Genomic DNA, 16177 nt, shown 5'->3' on the forward strand with positions numbered 1-16177 from the left:
GCCGACGGAGGAAACGAGCCGCGACGCGCCGGCCCGAAATTCATTCATCTGAATGATTTTCGGCGGCCGCGGCGGTGCTACCGCTCGAGACGCGGGGATGACCCGGCCCTGGCAGGGCCATCGACATCCAAGGAGTTCTCGAAATGCGTATTTCCCGATCGATACTGGGCGTGGCCGTGGCGGCCGCGGGCGCCGCGGCGGCCGGCCTGCTGCTGGCGGCGCCGGCAGCAGCGTGCGAGATCCAGACCAGCCTCTGCAATCCCGGCGGCGGCAGCTCCAGCACCAATTTCCACATCACGCAGATGGGCCCGGTCGACCACTATACCGGCCCGACCGTCAGCCTGCCCACCAACACTCCCGGCGGCGGGAGCGGCAATGGTGGTGGCGGCAATGGCGGGGGTGGCGGCGACGGCAGCAACACCGGCATGCACCTCGCCCCCATGAAGATCAAGATCCAGCCCTCGGGCGGTGGCGGCAATGGCGGCGGTCCGGACGGCGTCCTCAAGGACCAGCTTCCGAAGCTGCCCAAGAGCCACGACCTGCTCGTCAAGGGCGGCGGCAACGACAAGGACGAGCTCAACCTGCTGATCGCCTGCCGCACCCTGGACGGCGAGACGGATCTGCGCTTCCGCAACGTCGGCAGCGCCGTGATCCCGGCGGGCTCGCAGGTGCGCTGGTCGGTCAAGCCCACCGGCCAGCACGGCGCCATCCGCCTGCCGCGCGACATCAAGGTCGGGGCCAGCGTCAACGCCCACGACCTGCTGCGCAATGCGGCGGCCGACGGCTTCACCTGCTCGTCGCATCTGCTGTAGCCGCGCTGCCGCGGCTGCCCCCCGGGGCCGCGGCGCGTATCGATGTGCAGACAAAAAAGCCCGGCGTGACGCCGGGCTTTCAGTTCGGCATCCGATTGCCGGGTCAGAAGTGATATTTGAGCGCGGCCTTGAGGCTGTGGAAGCCGCCAGCGAAACTCGCCGGGCTGTCGTCCGACCCCAGGCCGAAAAGGTCGATGCCGCCACCCGCTGCCGCTGCCTCGGGCAGCGCGACATAGGCATATTCGGCGCCCAGCGAGATGTGCTCGGCCACCATGCTTTCGACCCCCACGCCGATGGTCGGTCCCATCACGAGTTGCTGCGTCGATGAGGTGCTGGTTCCGCTCGGGTAGGAGTCCTCGTCGTCGAGGCCCGTGGTGCTGATCGTCATGGTCGACGCTACGGTCCGGTCGGCGACGACGAGGCCGCCGGTCAGGTAGAACAGCACGCCTTGCGGGGCCTCGACGCCCAGCCGGCCGCGAAAGCTCGCCATCGGCCCGAGGCTGTAGGACGAGACGCTCTCCACCGAGATGCTGACGGCGTGGTCGTCATCCCCGGCCGTCCCCGACATGGTCAGCGTCCCCGTCGAGGACTTGCTGAAGCCGCCGACGCTCACATCCGATTCGACGCCGAGCACCACCTTGCCGATCTGCGCATTGTAGCCGGCCGTGGCGCCGCCGAAGAGCGTGCTGATGCGGCTCGTCGAGCTGTCCATCTGGTAGGTGACGTCGCCATTGCCGAACGGCCCGAGATGCTGGCTGCTGGCGGCGTCGGTGTCGAGCGCATAGCCGCCATAGATGCCGGCGTAAAAGCCGCTCCAGGTGCCGCCCCAGTCTCCGGCCGACTGTGCCAGCGCCGGCGCCGCACCGGCGCAGAGCAGCGTGGCGGCCAGCGGGCCAACGATCATCTTGTGCATAGCAATCCCCAGCTCGAAACTCGTGCGCAAAGCGTGCCCGAGCGGCGGGGGGTGAAAATCATTCAAATGAATGAATTTGCCGGCGGCGCGGCGCGCTGCGGCTAGGGTGTGACCGGAACGGCACGCAACAGCAGCGCCACCAGCTGGCTCTGCTGCGCCGTGCCGGTCTTGCGGAAGATGCTGGCGAGCTGCGTGCGGGCCGTGGCCAGCGAGATGAAGCGCTCCTCGGCGGCCTGCCCGAGCGACAGGCCGGCCGACAGCGCCGTGGCCAGCGACGCCTCCTTGGCGGTGAGGCCGAACAGCGCCTGCACCCGGCTCTCGAAGGCGTCGGGCAGGCGCGACGCCAGGGGCTGGATCAGCAGCATGGCGCCGCGCGGCCCCGGCAGCTCGACGCCGGACCGCTCGTCGCGCACCGGCGACACCGAGACCGCGAAGGTCGGCGTCGCCGCCTCGCCATGGGTGACGATGACGCTGCCGCCGGGCATGAAACCCGAGGGCGCGCAGGCGGCCGCGATCAGATGCGACAGCGAGGTGCGCTGCGCCGTGATCACCCGCCGGCGGCTCAGCAGCAGGCCTTGATCGGCGCTGAAATAGCGTTCGGCCAGGCTGTTGCAGAACAGCAGCCTGCCGTTGGCATCGGTCACGGCAAAGCCGATCCCCAGCCGCTCATAGGCGAGGCCGCGCCCGTGCAGCCGCTCGGTGCCGAGCCGCCGGCGGATGGCGAAGGCATGCATCAGCGCCGGCGTCAGCACCAGCATGTCGGCCTCGTCGCGCGGCGTGAACTGCGGCTGCCTGCCGCCGCGCTGCGCCACCAGGAACGCCTGCGCCGTGCTGCCGCTCTCGATATTGATCAGCGCGGCCGAGTGGTCGTCCTGCGGCGCGAACCATTCGTTGAACAGCGTGGTGCGCACGAACTCGTCGCGCCGCATCAGCATGCGGTCGCTGAGCAGGTCGCCGGGGCGCGTCAGCCCCATGCGCGGAATGAACAGGTTTGCGCTGCCCAGCTCGGCGAACAGCCGCTCGAAATACAGGTCGCAATCGCTATGCAGCAATTGCGTCGCCAGCTCACCCGGCGGCGGCGCCGAGCGGAACCAGCCCAGCGCCACCCTCGTCAGGTTGAGCTGGGTCTTCAGCTCGCCCACGGCGCCGGCCCATGCCTCGTCGTCGATGGCGGCGTCGTAGAAACGCCGGACGAGCTCCGAGTAATCCTGCGAAGCGCTCAACGATTCAACTCGATTCGAATGTCGTGAAACCGGCGGGAGCCCGGCTCCAGACCAAATGACAAAAACCGTCACGACCGCGCCGACGCCTGCGCGACCAGGCGGGAAGCCTGCCCCGGGAGCGGCCGCAAATCAAGCTCCCGTTTGCGAAAGCTTGCACCGGGTCTACGCAGACGCGGCTGACGACAAGCCGTTCTACTCCAGCCCGGCCGGAGGCCTGGGCCGGACACGCGCGTCAGCCGATCTCGTACGGCACCACCGTGCGGCGGTCGGCGTTGACCGAGATCGGGCTCGCCAGCGGCGGCACCGAGCGCTGCGTGCACGAGCGCCGCTCGCAGATGCGGCAGGACACCCCGATCGGGTCGAACGCCGCCTTGCCGAGGTCGAGGTCGGCGCCATAGACCAGCCGTCCCGCATGCGCGATCTCGCAGCCCAGCGCATAGGCATAGCGCCGCGCCGGCGCCTGCCAGCCGCCCGAGCGCTTGTCGCTCGACCAGGCGAGGCAGAGATAGCGGTTGCCGTCCGGCGTTTCCGCCAATTGCCGGATCAGCCGGCCATGCTCCTCGAAGGCGCGATGCACGTTCCACAGCGGGCAGGCGCCGCCGAAGCGGGCGAATTGCAGCGCCGTCGCCGAATGCCGCTTGGTGATGGTGCCGGCGGCGTCGACCCGGGCAAAGAAGAACGGGATTCCACGCTGCCGCGGCCGCTGCATCGTCGACAGCCGGTGCGCCACCTGCTCGAGGCTGGCGCCGAACAGCTGCCCGAGCTCCTCGATGTCGTAGCGGTGCTGCTCGGCCGCCGCGAGGAAGGCGCCGTACGGCATCTGCAGCGCTCCGGCGAAGTAATTGGCGAGCCCGAGCCGGCAGATCGAGCGGGCCTCGGCGGTTTTGAACCCCGCGCCCTCGACCAGCTCGGCGATGGCCGCCGCCTGCTCGATGGCGGCGAGGTGCGCCGCGATCTGGAAGAACTGCGTCGCCGGCATGAGCCGCAAATTGAGCGTCAGCGTCCGGCTGGCGCGGTCGTAGTCGCGCATCAGATCGGGGCGCTGCGGCGCCGCCAGCACCACCTTGAGCCCGTGCGTGTCGGCGCAATAGGCCACCAGCCGCTGCAGCCGGTCGGGGGTGAACGGGCCGATCCGGTCGGACAGGACCTCGGCGCGGCGGTCGAGCGGATCGATGTAATTGTCGGCATAATGGAAGAAGTCGCGCACCTCCTCATAGGCGGTCTGGATGCCGGCCGAGGGGTCGCGCAGCAGCGCCGCGTCGGCGCTGGCGAGCCGCTCGCTGGCCTTGCGGTAGCTTTCGTAGAGCTGCAGCAGCGCGCGGCTGATGTCGGGCGCGTTGAGCGCCGCCGCCTTGAGCTCGGAGAGGTTGGGCACCGTCTCGCCGAACACCGGATCGGCCAGCACCTCGCGCAGATCGGCCAGCAGCCGGTCGGAGGAATCGGCGGTGAGGCTGGCGAGATCGAGGTTGAACGCCCCGGTCAGCGCCACCATCACCGCCGCGGTCAGCGGCCGCTGGTTGGATTCGAGCTGGTTGACGTAGGAGGGCGAGATGTCGAGCCGCGCCGCCAGTTCGGCCTGGGTGAGCCTGTGCTGCTCGCGCAGCGCCCGTAGCCGCGCCCCGGCAAACACCTTGCGTCCGGCCATCTTCACAACTCCACCGATTTGCAACTTGCCTCTTGTGAATTGTAACAGCCTTGCGCTTTCCTGTCTTGGGCCGCGGCGGCGCGTCCACTAGGCTTGGCGCAAAAAGAGACCGGCATGCACAAGATCATCGAAGCGCTCGACCAGCGCCGCGCCGAGGCCCGCCTCGGCGGCGGCCAGCGCCGCATCGAGGCACAGCACAACAAGGGCAAGCTCACCGCCCGCGAACGGCTCGACGTGCTGCTCGATCCCGGCTCGTTCGAGGAATACGACATGTTCGTGACCCACCGCGCGGTGGAGTTCGGCATGGCCGAGACGGTGATCCCCGGCGACGGCGTGGTGACCGGCTGGGGCACCGTCAACGGCCGCATGGTTTATGTGTTCAGCCAGGATTTCACCGTCTTCGGCGGCTCGCTCAGCGAGACGCATGCGCAGAAGATCTGCAAGATCATGGACCTCGCGGTGCAGAACGGCGCCCCGGTGATCGGCCTCAACGATTCGGGCGGCGCCCGCATCCAGGAGGGCGTGGCGGCGCTGGGCGGCTATGCCGAAGTGTTCTGGCGCAACGTCCAGGCCTCGGGCGCCGTGCCGCAGATCTCGGTGATCATGGGGCCGACGGCCGGCGGCGCCGTGTATTCGCCGGCCATGACCGACTTCATCTACATGGTGAAGGACACCTCCTTCATGTACGTCACCGGCCCCGACGTGGTGAAGACCGTCACCTCCGAGATCGTGACGCATGAGGAGCTGGGCGGGGCGGGCACCCACACCAGGGTCAGCTCGGTCGCCGACGCCGCCTTCGACAACGACATCGACACGCTGCTCGAGGTGCGCCGCCTCGTCGACTTCCTGCCGCTCAACGCCAATGCGAAGCCGCCGCGCGTGCACAGCTTCGACACGCTCGAGCGCAGCGAGCCGGCGCTCGACACGCTGATCCCCGACAGCGCCAACAAGCCCTACGACATGCGCGAGGTGGTGCTGCGCATCGCCGACGAGGGCGACTTCCTCGAGCTGCAGCAGGAGCATGCCGGCAACATCCTGACCGGCTTCATCCGCCTCAACGGCGACACCATCGGCGTCGTCGCCAACCAGCCGCTGGTGCTGGCCGGCTGCCTCGACATCAATTCGAGCAAGAAGGCGGCGCGCTTCATCCGTTTCTGCGACTGCTTTTCCATTCCCATCCTGACGCTGGTCGACGTGCCCGGCTTCCTGCCCGGCACGGCGCAGGAATATGGCGGCATCATCAAGCACGGCGCCAAGCTCCTCTTCGCCTATGCCGAGGCCACCGTGCCCAAGGTCACCGTGATCACCCGCAAGGCCTATGGCGGCGCCTATGACGTGATGGCGTCCAAGCACATCCGCGCCGACGTCAACTATGCCTGGCCGAGCGCCGAGATCGCCGTGATGGGCGCCAGGGGCGCCACCGAAATCCTCTATCGCGCCGAACTGGGCGACAAGGACAGGATCGCCCGCCGCACCGCCGACTACGAAGCCCGCTTCGCCAACCCGTTCGTCGCCGCCGAGCGCGGCTTCATCGACGACGTGATCATGCCGCATTCGACGAGAAAGCGCGTGGCCCGCGCCTTCGAGACGCTGCGCCACAAGAAGGCGAGCGTGCCGGCGAAAAAGCACGGAAACATTCCCCTGTGAGGATGCATGCCGACGGTCTTCGAGTGGAAGGGGTGGCGATTTGTGTTCTACAGCCTCGATAGCGCCGAACCGCCACACATTCACATTCGAAAAGACAGGAAGGAAACCAAGGTCTGGCTGGAGAGCATGGCAATCGCGCGCAACAAGCGCTGCACGGACAAAGAGCTGAACGAGCTTCTCGACGTGGTAAGGTTGCACCAGCAGGAGTTCCTGGAGAGGTGGAATGAACACTTTGGAAATTGATCGCGATCTGCTCGAGCCGACGCGAGCGCATTGCACCGATACGTCGCTGGTCGTCGAACTCGCAGACGGCGCGCTCCTGGTAACGCCGTTGTGGTGGTATCCACCGCTGCTTGCTGCGACGCCGGAGCAGCGCAATCGGATCGAGCTGTCGCCCTATGGCGTGCACTGGCCGGAGCTCGACGAGGATTTGAGCATCGAAGGCATGCTGAAGGGACTGCGGTACCCCAACGCTCAACCCCCCGCCGTCGCCGCGGAGTAGGCAGTCATGACCCTCCTCAGCCTCAGCAATCCCGTCTTTGCCACCTACGCGCTGTGCGCGGCGCTGGCCGTGCTCAAGCTCATGGGGCAGGGGTGGATGACGGTCTATCGGCTGATGAAGGTCGGCGGCGGCTATGCCTCGCCCGAGGATGCCAACAAGGGCCTCCTCAATCCGCGGCCGCGGCCCGGCCAGACCGACGTCGACGAATATGTCGACCGCTCGCGCCGCATGCACCGCAACGACCTCGAGAACATCCCCGGCTTTCTGGCCGCGGGGCTGTTGTTCGTGCTGGTCGAGCCGCCGCTGCTGCTGGCGCAGATCGTGATGTACGGCTTCGTGCTGGCGCGCGCCCTCCACACCTGGGCCTACGCCACGGCGCAAAGCCACGAGGTGCGCTCCACCTTCTACACCTTCGGCTCGCTCGCCGTGATCTATATGGCCATCCACGTGCTGGTGGTTGTCGTGCTTCGGGGAACGCTCGGCTGATGTTCACCTCCCTTCTCATCGCCAATCGCGGCGAGATCGCCTGCCGGGTCATCAGGACCGCCAAGAGAATGGGCATCCGCACCATCGCGGTCTATTCCGACGCCGATCGCGAGGCGCTGCATGTGAAGCTGGCGGACGAGGCCGTGCACATCGGCGGCTCGGCGGCGCGCGACTCGTACCTGTCGATCGAGAAGATCGTCGCCGCCTGCAAGGCGACGGGCGCCGAGGCGGTGCACCCGGGCTACGGCTTTCTCAGCGAGAACGCCGACTTCGCCGCCGCGCTCGACCAGAACGGCATTATCTTCGTCGGCCCGCCGGCCGGCGCCGTCGAGGCGATGGGCGACAAGATCACCTCCAAGAAGCTCGCGGCGGCGGCGGGGGTGTCCACCGTGCCCGGCCATATGGGGCTGATCGCCGATGCCGCCGAGGCGGTGCAGATCGCCCGGCAGGTCGGCTATCCGGTGATGATCAAGGCCTCCGCCGGCGGCGGCGGCAAGGGCATGCGCATCGCCTGGACCGACGCCGAGGCCAAGGAGGGTTTCGAGCGCAGCAAGTCCGAGGCCGCCTCGTCCTTCGGCGACGACCGCATCTTCATCGAAAAATTCGTCACCGAGCCGCGCCACATCGAAATCCAGCTCTTGGGCGACCAGCACGGCAACGTGCTCTGGCTCAACGAGCGCGAATGCTCGATCCAGCGCCGCAACCAGAAGGTGATCGAGGAGGCGCCCTCGCCCTTCCTCGACGGCAGGACCCGCAAGGCCATGGGCGAGCAGGCGGTGGCGCTGGCCAAGGCGGTCGGCTATTTCTCCGCCGGCACGGTCGAGTTCATCGTCGACAAGGACCGCAATTTCTATTTTCTCGAGATGAACACCCGGCTGCAGGTCGAGCATCCGGTGACCGAGCTCATCACCGGCCTAGACCTCGTCGAGCTGATGCTGCGCGTCGCCGCCGGCGAAAAGCTGCCGCTGGCCCAAAAGGACGTGAAGCTCAACGGCTGGGCCATCGAGAGCCGGCTCTACGCCGAGGACCCGTACCGCAATTTCCTGCCCTCGACCGGCCGGCTGACGCAGTACAGCCCGCCGCGCGAGCTGGCGAGCCCGCCGCACAGCTTCAGCCTGCGCAACGACACCGGGGTGTATGAGGGCGGCGAGATCTCGACCTTCTACGATCCGATGATCGCCAAGCTATGCACCTGGGCGCCGACGCGCGGCGCCGCGATCGACGCCATGCAGATGGCGCTCGACCAGTTCGAGGTGGAGGGCGTGGGCAACAACATCCCCTTCCTCAGCGCCGTGATGGGGCAGGAGCGGTTCCGCGCCGGCCGGCTCACCACCGGCTATATCGCCGAGGAATTCCCCGACGGCTTCACCGGCGTGACGCTCGACGACACGGCGCTGCGGCGGCTCGCGGCGCTCGCCTGCTGCTCCGCCTATGCGCTCGACACCCGCCCGGTCGACGGCGAGCGCCTGTCGCCCGGCAACGGCGCGGCGAAAACCCGCGCCGTGCTGATCGGCGACCGCCGCTGGGATTTCGCCATCCACGCCGACGGCATCGAATACTGGCTGAGCGAGCCAGGCGGCACCAAGCTGCTCGTCGAGACCGGCTGGAAGCCGGGGATGACGCTCGCCAGCGCCCGCGTCGACGGCGAACTGCACCACGTCAAGCTCAGCCGCGTCACCGGCGGTTTTCGCCTGCGCTGGCGCGGCGCCGACCTCGTCGCCCGCGTGCTGCTGCCGGCGGTTGCCGATTTGATGCCGCTGATGCCGGTGAAGGTGCCGCCCGACCTCAGCAGATTCCTGCTCTGCCCGATGCCGGGGCAGGTGGTACGCATCGACGTCAGGGAGGGCGATGTGGTCGAATCCGGCCAGCCGCTCGCCATCGTCGAGGCCATGAAGATGGAGAACGTGCTCAAGGCCGAACGCCGCGCCCGCGTGACGAAACTGCGCGTCGCCCCCGGCGCCGTGCTGGCGGTGGACGAGGTGATCCTGGAGTTCGAGGCGGTATGACGGGGATCGGACGGCCCCTCACCCGGCCGCTGCGCGGCCACCCTCTTCCCATTGGGGAGAGGGGAGGATGGAGCCGCTGCTTCGATCGTCGCTCCCCTCTCTCCTTTGGGGAGAGGGTGCCTTGCGACAGCAAGGCGGGCGAGGAGCCGTCCGATGGCCGATAGCCCCACCTTTGCCGACTGGGCGAAACTCGCCGCGCGCGAACTCAGGGACACGCCGGTCGAGGCGCTGAACCGCGACTATGGCGGGCTCGCGGTGCGGCCGCTTTATCTGCCGGGCGATGCGCCGGACCCCGGGCTGCCGGGCGTGGCGCCCTACACCCGCGGCGTGCGCGCCACCATGTATGCCAACCGCCCCTGGACCATCCGGCAATATGCCGGCTTTTCCACCGCGCGCGAGAGCAACGATTTCTACCGCAAGAACCTCGCCGCCGGGCAGAAGGGGCTCTCCGTCGCCTTCGACCTCGCGACGCATCGCGGCTACGACAGCGACCATCCGCGCGTCACGGGCGATGTCGGCATGGCCGGCGTCGCCATCGATTCCGTCGAGGACATGAAGCTGTTGTTCGACGGCATTCCGCTCGACCGGATGAGCGTATCGATGACCATGAACGGCGCCGTGCTGCCGGTGCTCGCCATGTTCGTCGTCGCCGCCGAAGAGCAGGGGGTGCGGCAGGCGGCGCTCGAAGGCACCATTCAGAACGACATTCTGAAAGAATTCATGGTGCGCAATACCTATATCTATCCGCCCGAGCCGAGCATGCGCATCGTCGGCGACATCATCGCCTACACCGCCGAACACATGCCGAAATTCAACTCCATCTCGATTTCGGGCTATCACATGCACGAGGCCGGGGCGACCGCCGTGCAGGAGCTCGGCTATACCCTCGCCGACGGCCGCGACTATGTGCGCGCCGCCATGGCGCGCGGCCTCGACATCGACGCCTTCGCCGGCCGGCTGAGCTTCTTTTTCGGCATCGGCATGAATGTCTTCCTCGAAGTGGCCAAGCTGCGCGCCGCGCGCACGCTGTGGAGCGAGATCATGACCGGGCTCGGCGCCAAAGACCCGCGCTCGAAAATGCTGCGTACGCATTGCCAGACCTCGGGCGTCAGCCTTACCGAGCAGGACCCGCACAACAACATCGTGCGCACCACCATCGAGGCGCTGGCGGCGGTGCTGGGCGGCACGCAATCGCTGCACACCAACAGCTTCGACGAGGCCATCGCGCTGCCCACCGAATTTTCGGCCCGCATCGCCCGCAACACCCAGCTCATCCTGCAGCACGAAAGCCACGTCACCGACGTGGTCGATCCGCTCGGCGGCTCCTACTACATCGAGGCGCTGACCGCCGACCTGGTGGCGCATGCCCGCGCGCTGCTCGCCGACGTCGACGCCGAGGGCGGCATGACGCGCGCGGTGCAGTCGGGCGGCCCCAAGGCCGAGATCGAGAAGGCCGCGGCGCTGCGCCAGGCGCGCGTCGACCGCGGCGAGGACGTGATCGTCGGCGTCAACCGCTACCGCCTCGAGGCGGAACAGCCGATCCCGGTGCGCGAGGTCGACAACGCCCGCGTCCGCGACGAGCAGATGGCCCGTCTCGCCGAGCTGCGCCGCAGCCGCGACGCCGGTCGCGTCGAGGCGGCGCTCGGCGCGCTCGCCGCCGCGGCGCGCGGCGACGGCAACCTGCTGCTCGCCTCCATCGACGCCGCCCGCGCCCGCGCCACGCTGGGCGAGATCTCGGCGGCGCTCGAGGCCGTCTTCGGCCGCCACGCGGCCATCACCCGCGTCATCTCCGGCGTCTATGGCGAGAGCTACCGGGGCGATCCGCAATACGACCAGATGCAGCGGCGCCTCGCCGCCTTCGCCGCCCGGCAGCAGCGGCCGCCCGCGCTGTTCATCGCCAAGATGGGCCAGGACGGCCACGACCGCGGCGCCAAGGTGATCGCCAGCGCCTTCGCCGACCTCGGCTTCACCGTGCACATGGGCGATCTGTTCGAGACGGCGCCCGAGGTCGCAACGCACGTCGCCGAGCTCGGGGTCGACGCCGTCGGCGTCAGCTCGCTCGCCGCCGGCCACAAGACGCTGGTGCCCGAGCTGATCGCCGAGCTCGCGGCGCGTGGCCTCGGTGACGTCACCGTCATCGTCGGCGGCGTCATCCCGCCCGAGGACTATCCGTTCCTGCGCGACGCCGGCGTGGCCGAAATCTTCGGGCCTGGCACCAACGTGCTCGAGGCCGCCGCCGCCGTGCTCGACCGGATCGAGGGCCGGCTGAGCAACCGCTGATCCCACCGTTTTGCACCGACGCCCGTCCGGCCGCCGCCGCAGGCGGCTCCATCGCGCTCGCTTGACAGCATTCGCGTCTTCATCAATTATTCCATTCGTGCGTATGTTATTACGCAATTGTGGCCTGGCGCAACGACGCCGGCGTCGAGCTCTACAACCAGGCCAATCCGTGGCCATCGGCCTTGCGATCTTCGCCATCCTGGTGCTGTCGGCGCTGTTCGCGCCGTGGCTCGCCCCGCACGATCCCAACAAGCTGTCGATCGCCCACCGGCTGCAGCCGCCGTCGGGCGTCAACTATTTCGGCACCGACGGATTCGGCCGCGACATCTTCAGCCGCGTGTTGTTCGCCGGCCGCGTCTCGCTGTCGGTGGGCTTCGGCGTCGCCGTGCTGGCCTCGCTGTTCGGCGTGGCGCTGGGCCTCGTTGGCGGCTTCTTCCGCCGGCTCGACACGCCGGTGTCGCGCGTCATCGACGCCATGATGGCGTTCCCCGACATCCTGCTCGCCATCGCGCTGGTGGCGGCGCTCGGCGCCTCCATCGTCAACGTCGTGCTGGCGCTGTCGATCGTCTACGCGCCGCGCATCGCCCGCGTCATCCGCGCCGCGACGCTGGTGATCCGCGAGCTGACCTATGTCGAGGCGGCGCGGGCGCTGGGCGTCTCCACCTGGCGCATCCTCGTCAACCACATCCTGCGCAACGTCGCCTCGCCGATCATCGTGCAGGCGACGTTCGTGTTCGCCTACGCCATGCTGGCCGAGGCGGGCCTGTCCTATCTCGGGGTCGGCGTCGATGCCTCGACCCCCACCTGGGGCACGATGATCAACGAAGGCAGCCAGTATGTCGGGCGCGCCGACTGGATCATCGTTTTCCCCGGCATTGCCATCACGTTGTGCGTGCTGTCGCTGCAGGTTGCCGGCGACGGGCTGCGCGACGCGCTCGATCCACGTTTGTCCAAGGAACTCTGACATGACGGGCGTCACGCTCACCAACTTCAAGCCGGTCGGCTTCGACCATCCCATGCCGGCAGTCCTGCACATCGGCGGCGACGGCCTGTTGCGGTCGGCTGCCGAAGCGGGGGCCCAGCCGCTCGACTGCCAGGGGCGCTGGCTGTCGCCTGGCTGGGCCGATCTGCACGTCCATATCTGGCACGGCGGCACCGACATTTCGGTGCGGGCCGACCAGGGCGGGCTGTGCCACGGCGTCACCGCCATGGCCGACGCGGGCTCCGCCGGCGAGGCCAATTTCCACGGCCTGCGCGAATATGTGCTGGAGCGCCAGCCCGAGACCATCCGCGCCTTCCTCAATATCGGTTCGATCGGTCTTGTCGCCGGCAACCGCGTGTCGGAACTGATCGACATGCGCTCGATCGACGTCGACCGCACGCTGGCGGTGATCGAGGCCAACCGCGACGTGATCTGCGGCATCAAGGTGCGCGCCAGCGGCGTCATCGTCGGCGCCTGGGGTATCACCCCGCTCAAGATCGGCAAGCGTGTCGCCGAGATCGCCGGCCTGCCGCTGATGGTGCATGTCGGCGAGATGCCGCCGGCGCTGGACGAGGTGCTGGCGGTGCTGACCCCCGGCGACGTCGTCACCCATTGCTTCAACGGCAAGCCCGGCGGCTCGATCGTCGATACGCCGGCGCTGATGGAAATGGCGCAGAGCCTCGCCAGGGCCGGCGTGCTGATGGACATCGGCCATGGCGCCGCGTCCTTCAGCTTCCGCGTCGCCCGCCGCGCCATCGCCGAAGGGCTGAAACCCTATTCCATTTCGACCGACCTGCATCTGCGCAATGTGCACGGGCCGGTGTACGACCTCGCCACCACTGTCTCCAAGGTGCTGGGCTCCGGCCTCGGCTTCGACGATTGCGTGCGCGCCATCAGCACGCATCCGCGCGCCTTCCTCAAGCTCGCGAGCGTGGCGACGCCGGGCGCCCGCGCCGACTTCACCCTGTTCGACCTCGTCGACGGCGACGAGACCGTCCGCGACAGCGGCGGCGACAGCATGCGCCTGACCCGCCTGTTCGAGCCGCGCCTCGCCATCCTCGGCACGCACCGCGTCGCCGCCAGCCGCGTGCTGCCGGAGGCGAGGCCAGCGTGACCGCCGCCGCGCTCGACAGGACAGGAGCGTCTGCCGCCGCGCCGGAGCTGGCCGGCGACATGGTGCTGGCGGTCGAGCACCTGAGCGCGGCCTTCGTCTATCGCACGCGCACCGCCCGCGCCGTGCGCGACGTGACCTTCTCGCTGCGCAAGGGCAAGACCCTGGCGCTGGTGGGCGAATCCGGCTCGGGCAAGTCGGTGACCTCGCTCGCCATCCTGCAGCTGCTCGGCCATCCCGGCCGCATCGTCGACGGCCGCATCCTCTATCGCACCGCCGCCGGCCCGGTGCTCGACCTGGCGCAGCTCGACGGCCGCGCCATGCGCCGCATCCGCGGCCGCGAAATCGCGATGATCTTCCAGGAGCCGATGAGCTCGCTCAACCCGCTGATGACCGTCGGCGACCAGATCGGCGAGATGGTGCGGCTGCACCGGCACGCGAGCCCCGCCGAGGCGCGGGCGCAGGCGCTCGAGGTGCTGCAGCACGTCGAGATCCCGGCGGCGGCGCGGCGGCTCGACGACTATCCGCACCAGATGTCGGGCGGCATGCGCCAGCGCGTGATGATCGCCATGGCACTGGTCTGCCGTCCGGCATTGCTGATCGCCGACGAGCCGACCACGGCGCTCGACGTCACCATCCAGGCGCAGATCCTCGATCTGCTGAAGCGGCTGCAGGCCGAGTTCGGCATGTCCATCCTGTTCATCACGCACAATATGGGCGTCGTCGCCGAGATCGCCGACGAGGTGGCGGTGATGTATGCCGGCGAAGTGCTGGAGCAGGCGCCGGTGCGTTCGCTGTTCGCCGCGCCGCGCCATCCCTACACGTCGGGGCTCTTGGCCTCGATCCCCGATTCGAGCGCCGAGCTTGCCGGCGGCGGCGCGCGGCCGCGCCTGACCCCGATCCCGGGGCTGGTGCCCTCGATCTATGCGCTGCCGCCGGGCTGCCCGTTCGAGCCACGCTGCGCCCTCGCCGAGGCGCGCTGCCGCGAGCCGGTGACGCTGATCGAGGCCGGCCCGGCGCATCTGACGCGCTGCTGGAAGCTGGGGGTGCCGGCATGAGCGAGCCGCTGGTCAGCATCGCCGGCCTCACCAAGACGTTCGTGACGCCGCGCGGCGACGTGCACGCGCTCGATGCGGTGAGCTTCGACATTCCGCGCGGCGCGGTGGTCGGCCTCGTCGGCGAATCCGGTTCCGGCAAGACCACGCTGGGCCGCTGCATCCTGCGCCTCGTCGAGCCCACCTCCGGCTCGGTGCGCTTCGGCGGCAGCGAAATCCTCGGCCTCGACGCCGCCGCGATGAAGGCCATGCGCAAGCGCATGCAGATCATCTTCCAGGACCCCTATTCGAGCCTCAATCCGCGCATGCGCGTGCGCGACATCATCGGCGAGGCGCTGCTGACGCACGGCATCGGCCGCTCCGGCGGCGACCGCCGCGACCGGGTGGCGGCGCTGCTCGAGGAGGTCGGGCTCAAGCCCGACCAGATGAGCCGCTTCCCGCACGAATTCTCCGGCGGCCAGCGCCAGCGCATCGGCATCGCCCGGGCGCTGGCGGTGGAGCCGGAGTTCATCGTCGCCGACGAATCCGTCTCGGCGCTCGACGTGTCGGTGCAGGCGCAGATCCTCAACCTCATGCAGGACCTGCGCGACCGGCGCGGCCTCACCATCCTGTTCATCGCCCACGACCTGAGCGTGGTCGAATATCTGTGCGAGGAGGTGGTGGTGCTCTATCTCGGGCGTGTCGCCGAGCGCGGCGCCGGCCGTGCGGTCTATGGCGCGCCGGCCCATCCCTATACGCGGGCGCTGCTGTCGGCGGCGCCGGTGCCCAACCCCGAGGCGCGGCGGGCCCGCGAAATCCTCAAGGGCGACATCCCGAGCCCGCTCGATCCGCCGTCCGGTTGCGTGTTCCGCACCCGCTGTCGTTACGCCATCGACAGATGCGCCGAAATCCTGCCGCCGCTGCTCGATCTGGGTCCGCGGCACGATGCTGCCTGCCTGAGAATTGGAGAGATTTGAGTGATACCGCCTGCCAGTCGCGAGCCCCGTTCGTCGTCCCCGGAAGAGCGGCTCGGCCAGCTCGGCTTCGCGCTGCCCGACCTGCCGCCGGTGCCGGTCGGCAATTTCGCCAACGCCACCCGCATCGGCTCGATGCTGTTCGTGTCGGGGCAGGGGCCGGTGACGGCCGACGGCCGCTCGATGACCGGCAAGGTCGGCGGCGACGTCGGCGTCGCCGAGGCCTACGAGCATGCGCGCCTGGCCGGGCTCAACCTGCTCGCGGTGGCGCGCCAGCAGGTCGGCGGCCTGTCCTCCATCCGGCGCGTGGTCAAGCTCTTCGGCATGGTCAATGCCGTGCCCGATTTCGCCGACCATCCCAAGGTCATCAACGGCTGCTCGGACCTGCTCACCGAAGTGTTCGGCCCCGCGGGCGTGCATGCCCGCTCCTCGGTCGGCATGGGCTCGCTGCCCAACAACATCACCGTCGAGATCGAGGCGATCTTCGAGATCGCCGATGATTGACCGGGCTCGCGACAGGGCGGAGTCGGCAGTGGATGTGGCCCCCACCCCCGGCCCCTCC

Annotated in this window: 15 protein-coding genes; 12 read left to right on the forward strand and 3 right to left on the reverse strand. The window is 68.8% G+C overall.

All coding sequences use genetic code 11. The features are described 5' to 3' along the window. Positions 1-143: 143 nt before the first annotated feature. Positions 144-812, forward strand: a complete 669-nt coding sequence (locus BGO82_RS19750; protein WP_291307339.1) for a hypothetical protein — start codon at positions 144-146, stop codon at positions 810-812. A gap of 103 nt (positions 813-915) precedes the next feature. Here the strand turns inward: BGO82_RS19750 and BGO82_RS19755 are convergent, their stop codons facing one another. From BGO82_RS19755 to BGO82_RS19765, 3 genes are all read right to left on the reverse strand, one after another. After that, on the reverse strand, positions 916-1725 hold the full coding sequence (locus BGO82_RS19755) for an outer membrane beta-barrel protein (RefSeq protein ID WP_291307340.1): 810 nt from the start codon (positions 1723-1725) through the stop codon (positions 916-918). Between the two features lie 101 nt (positions 1726-1826). Then, positions 1827-2948, reverse strand: coding sequence for a hypothetical protein (locus BGO82_RS19760; protein ID WP_291307341.1), 1122 nt, complete (start codon positions 2946-2948; stop codon positions 1827-1829). A 232-nt stretch (positions 2949-3180) separates the two neighbouring features. Next, on the reverse strand, positions 3181-4593 hold the full coding sequence (locus tag BGO82_RS19765; protein ID WP_291307342.1) for a helix-turn-helix transcriptional regulator: 1413 nt from the start codon (positions 4591-4593) through the stop codon (positions 3181-3183). Between the two features lie 114 nt (positions 4594-4707). On the opposite strand from BGO82_RS19765, the gene BGO82_RS19770 reads away from it, so the two are divergent. The 11 genes from BGO82_RS19770 to BGO82_RS19820 all read left to right on the forward strand — a co-directional run bounded on the left by BGO82_RS19770 (position 4708) and on the right by BGO82_RS19820 (position 16119). Then, a complete protein-coding gene (locus BGO82_RS19770; RefSeq protein ID WP_291307343.1) occupies positions 4708-6240 on the forward strand; it encodes an acyl-CoA carboxylase subunit beta in 1533 nt (510 codons plus the stop codon). A 6-nt stretch (positions 6241-6246) separates the two neighbouring features. Next, positions 6247-6483, forward strand: a complete 237-nt coding sequence (locus BGO82_RS19775) for a DUF4160 domain-containing protein (protein ID WP_291307344.1) — start codon at positions 6247-6249, stop codon at positions 6481-6483. Next, positions 6464-6742, forward strand: coding sequence for a DUF2442 domain-containing protein (locus BGO82_RS19780; protein WP_291307345.1), 279 nt, complete (start codon positions 6464-6466; stop codon positions 6740-6742). The genes BGO82_RS19775 and BGO82_RS19780 overlap by 20 nt, the downstream gene beginning before the upstream one ends. 6 nt (positions 6743-6748) lie before the next feature. Next, entirely contained in the window at positions 6749-7228 is a 480-nt protein-coding gene (locus BGO82_RS19785; protein ID WP_291307346.1) for an MAPEG family protein, read from the forward strand. Further along, positions 7228-9234, forward strand: coding sequence for an acetyl/propionyl/methylcrotonyl-CoA carboxylase subunit alpha (locus BGO82_RS19790; protein ID WP_291307347.1), 2007 nt, complete (start codon positions 7228-7230; stop codon positions 9232-9234). The genes BGO82_RS19785 and BGO82_RS19790 overlap by 1 nt, the downstream gene beginning before the upstream one ends. 153 nt (positions 9235-9387) lie before the next feature. Continuing rightward, positions 9388-11514 (forward strand): methylmalonyl-CoA mutase, encoded by a 2127-nt coding sequence (gene scpA, locus BGO82_RS19795; protein ID WP_291307348.1) that lies wholly within the window; start codon positions 9388-9390, stop codon positions 11512-11514. A 103-nt stretch (positions 11515-11617) separates the two neighbouring features. Further along, positions 11618-12478: an ABC transporter permease gene (locus tag BGO82_RS19800; RefSeq protein ID WP_291307580.1), complete on the forward strand. Its 861-nt coding sequence runs from the start codon at positions 11618-11620 to the stop codon at positions 12476-12478. A 1-nt stretch (position 12479) separates the two neighbouring features. Next, a complete protein-coding gene (locus BGO82_RS19805; RefSeq protein WP_291307349.1) occupies positions 12480-13610 on the forward strand; it encodes an amidohydrolase/deacetylase family metallohydrolase in 1131 nt (376 codons plus the stop codon). A gap of 59 nt (positions 13611-13669) precedes the next feature. Then, entirely contained in the window at positions 13670-14665 is a 996-nt protein-coding gene (locus BGO82_RS19810) for an ABC transporter ATP-binding protein (RefSeq protein ID WP_291307581.1), read from the forward strand. Further along, on the forward strand, positions 14662-15618 hold the full coding sequence (locus BGO82_RS19815) for an oligopeptide/dipeptide ABC transporter ATP-binding protein (protein WP_291307350.1): 957 nt from the start codon (positions 14662-14664) through the stop codon (positions 15616-15618). Before BGO82_RS19810 ends, BGO82_RS19815 begins: the two co-directional genes overlap by 4 nt. Then, complete coding sequence (locus BGO82_RS19820; RefSeq protein WP_291307351.1) at positions 15619-16119, forward strand: RidA family protein; 501 nt, start codon at positions 15619-15621, stop codon at positions 16117-16119. Positions 16120-16177: the final 58 nt, after the last annotated feature.

The organism is Devosia sp. 67-54, from assembly GCF_001899075.1.
In the GTDB taxonomy this organism is placed as follows: domain Bacteria; phylum Pseudomonadota; class Alphaproteobacteria; order Rhizobiales; family Devosiaceae; genus Devosia_A.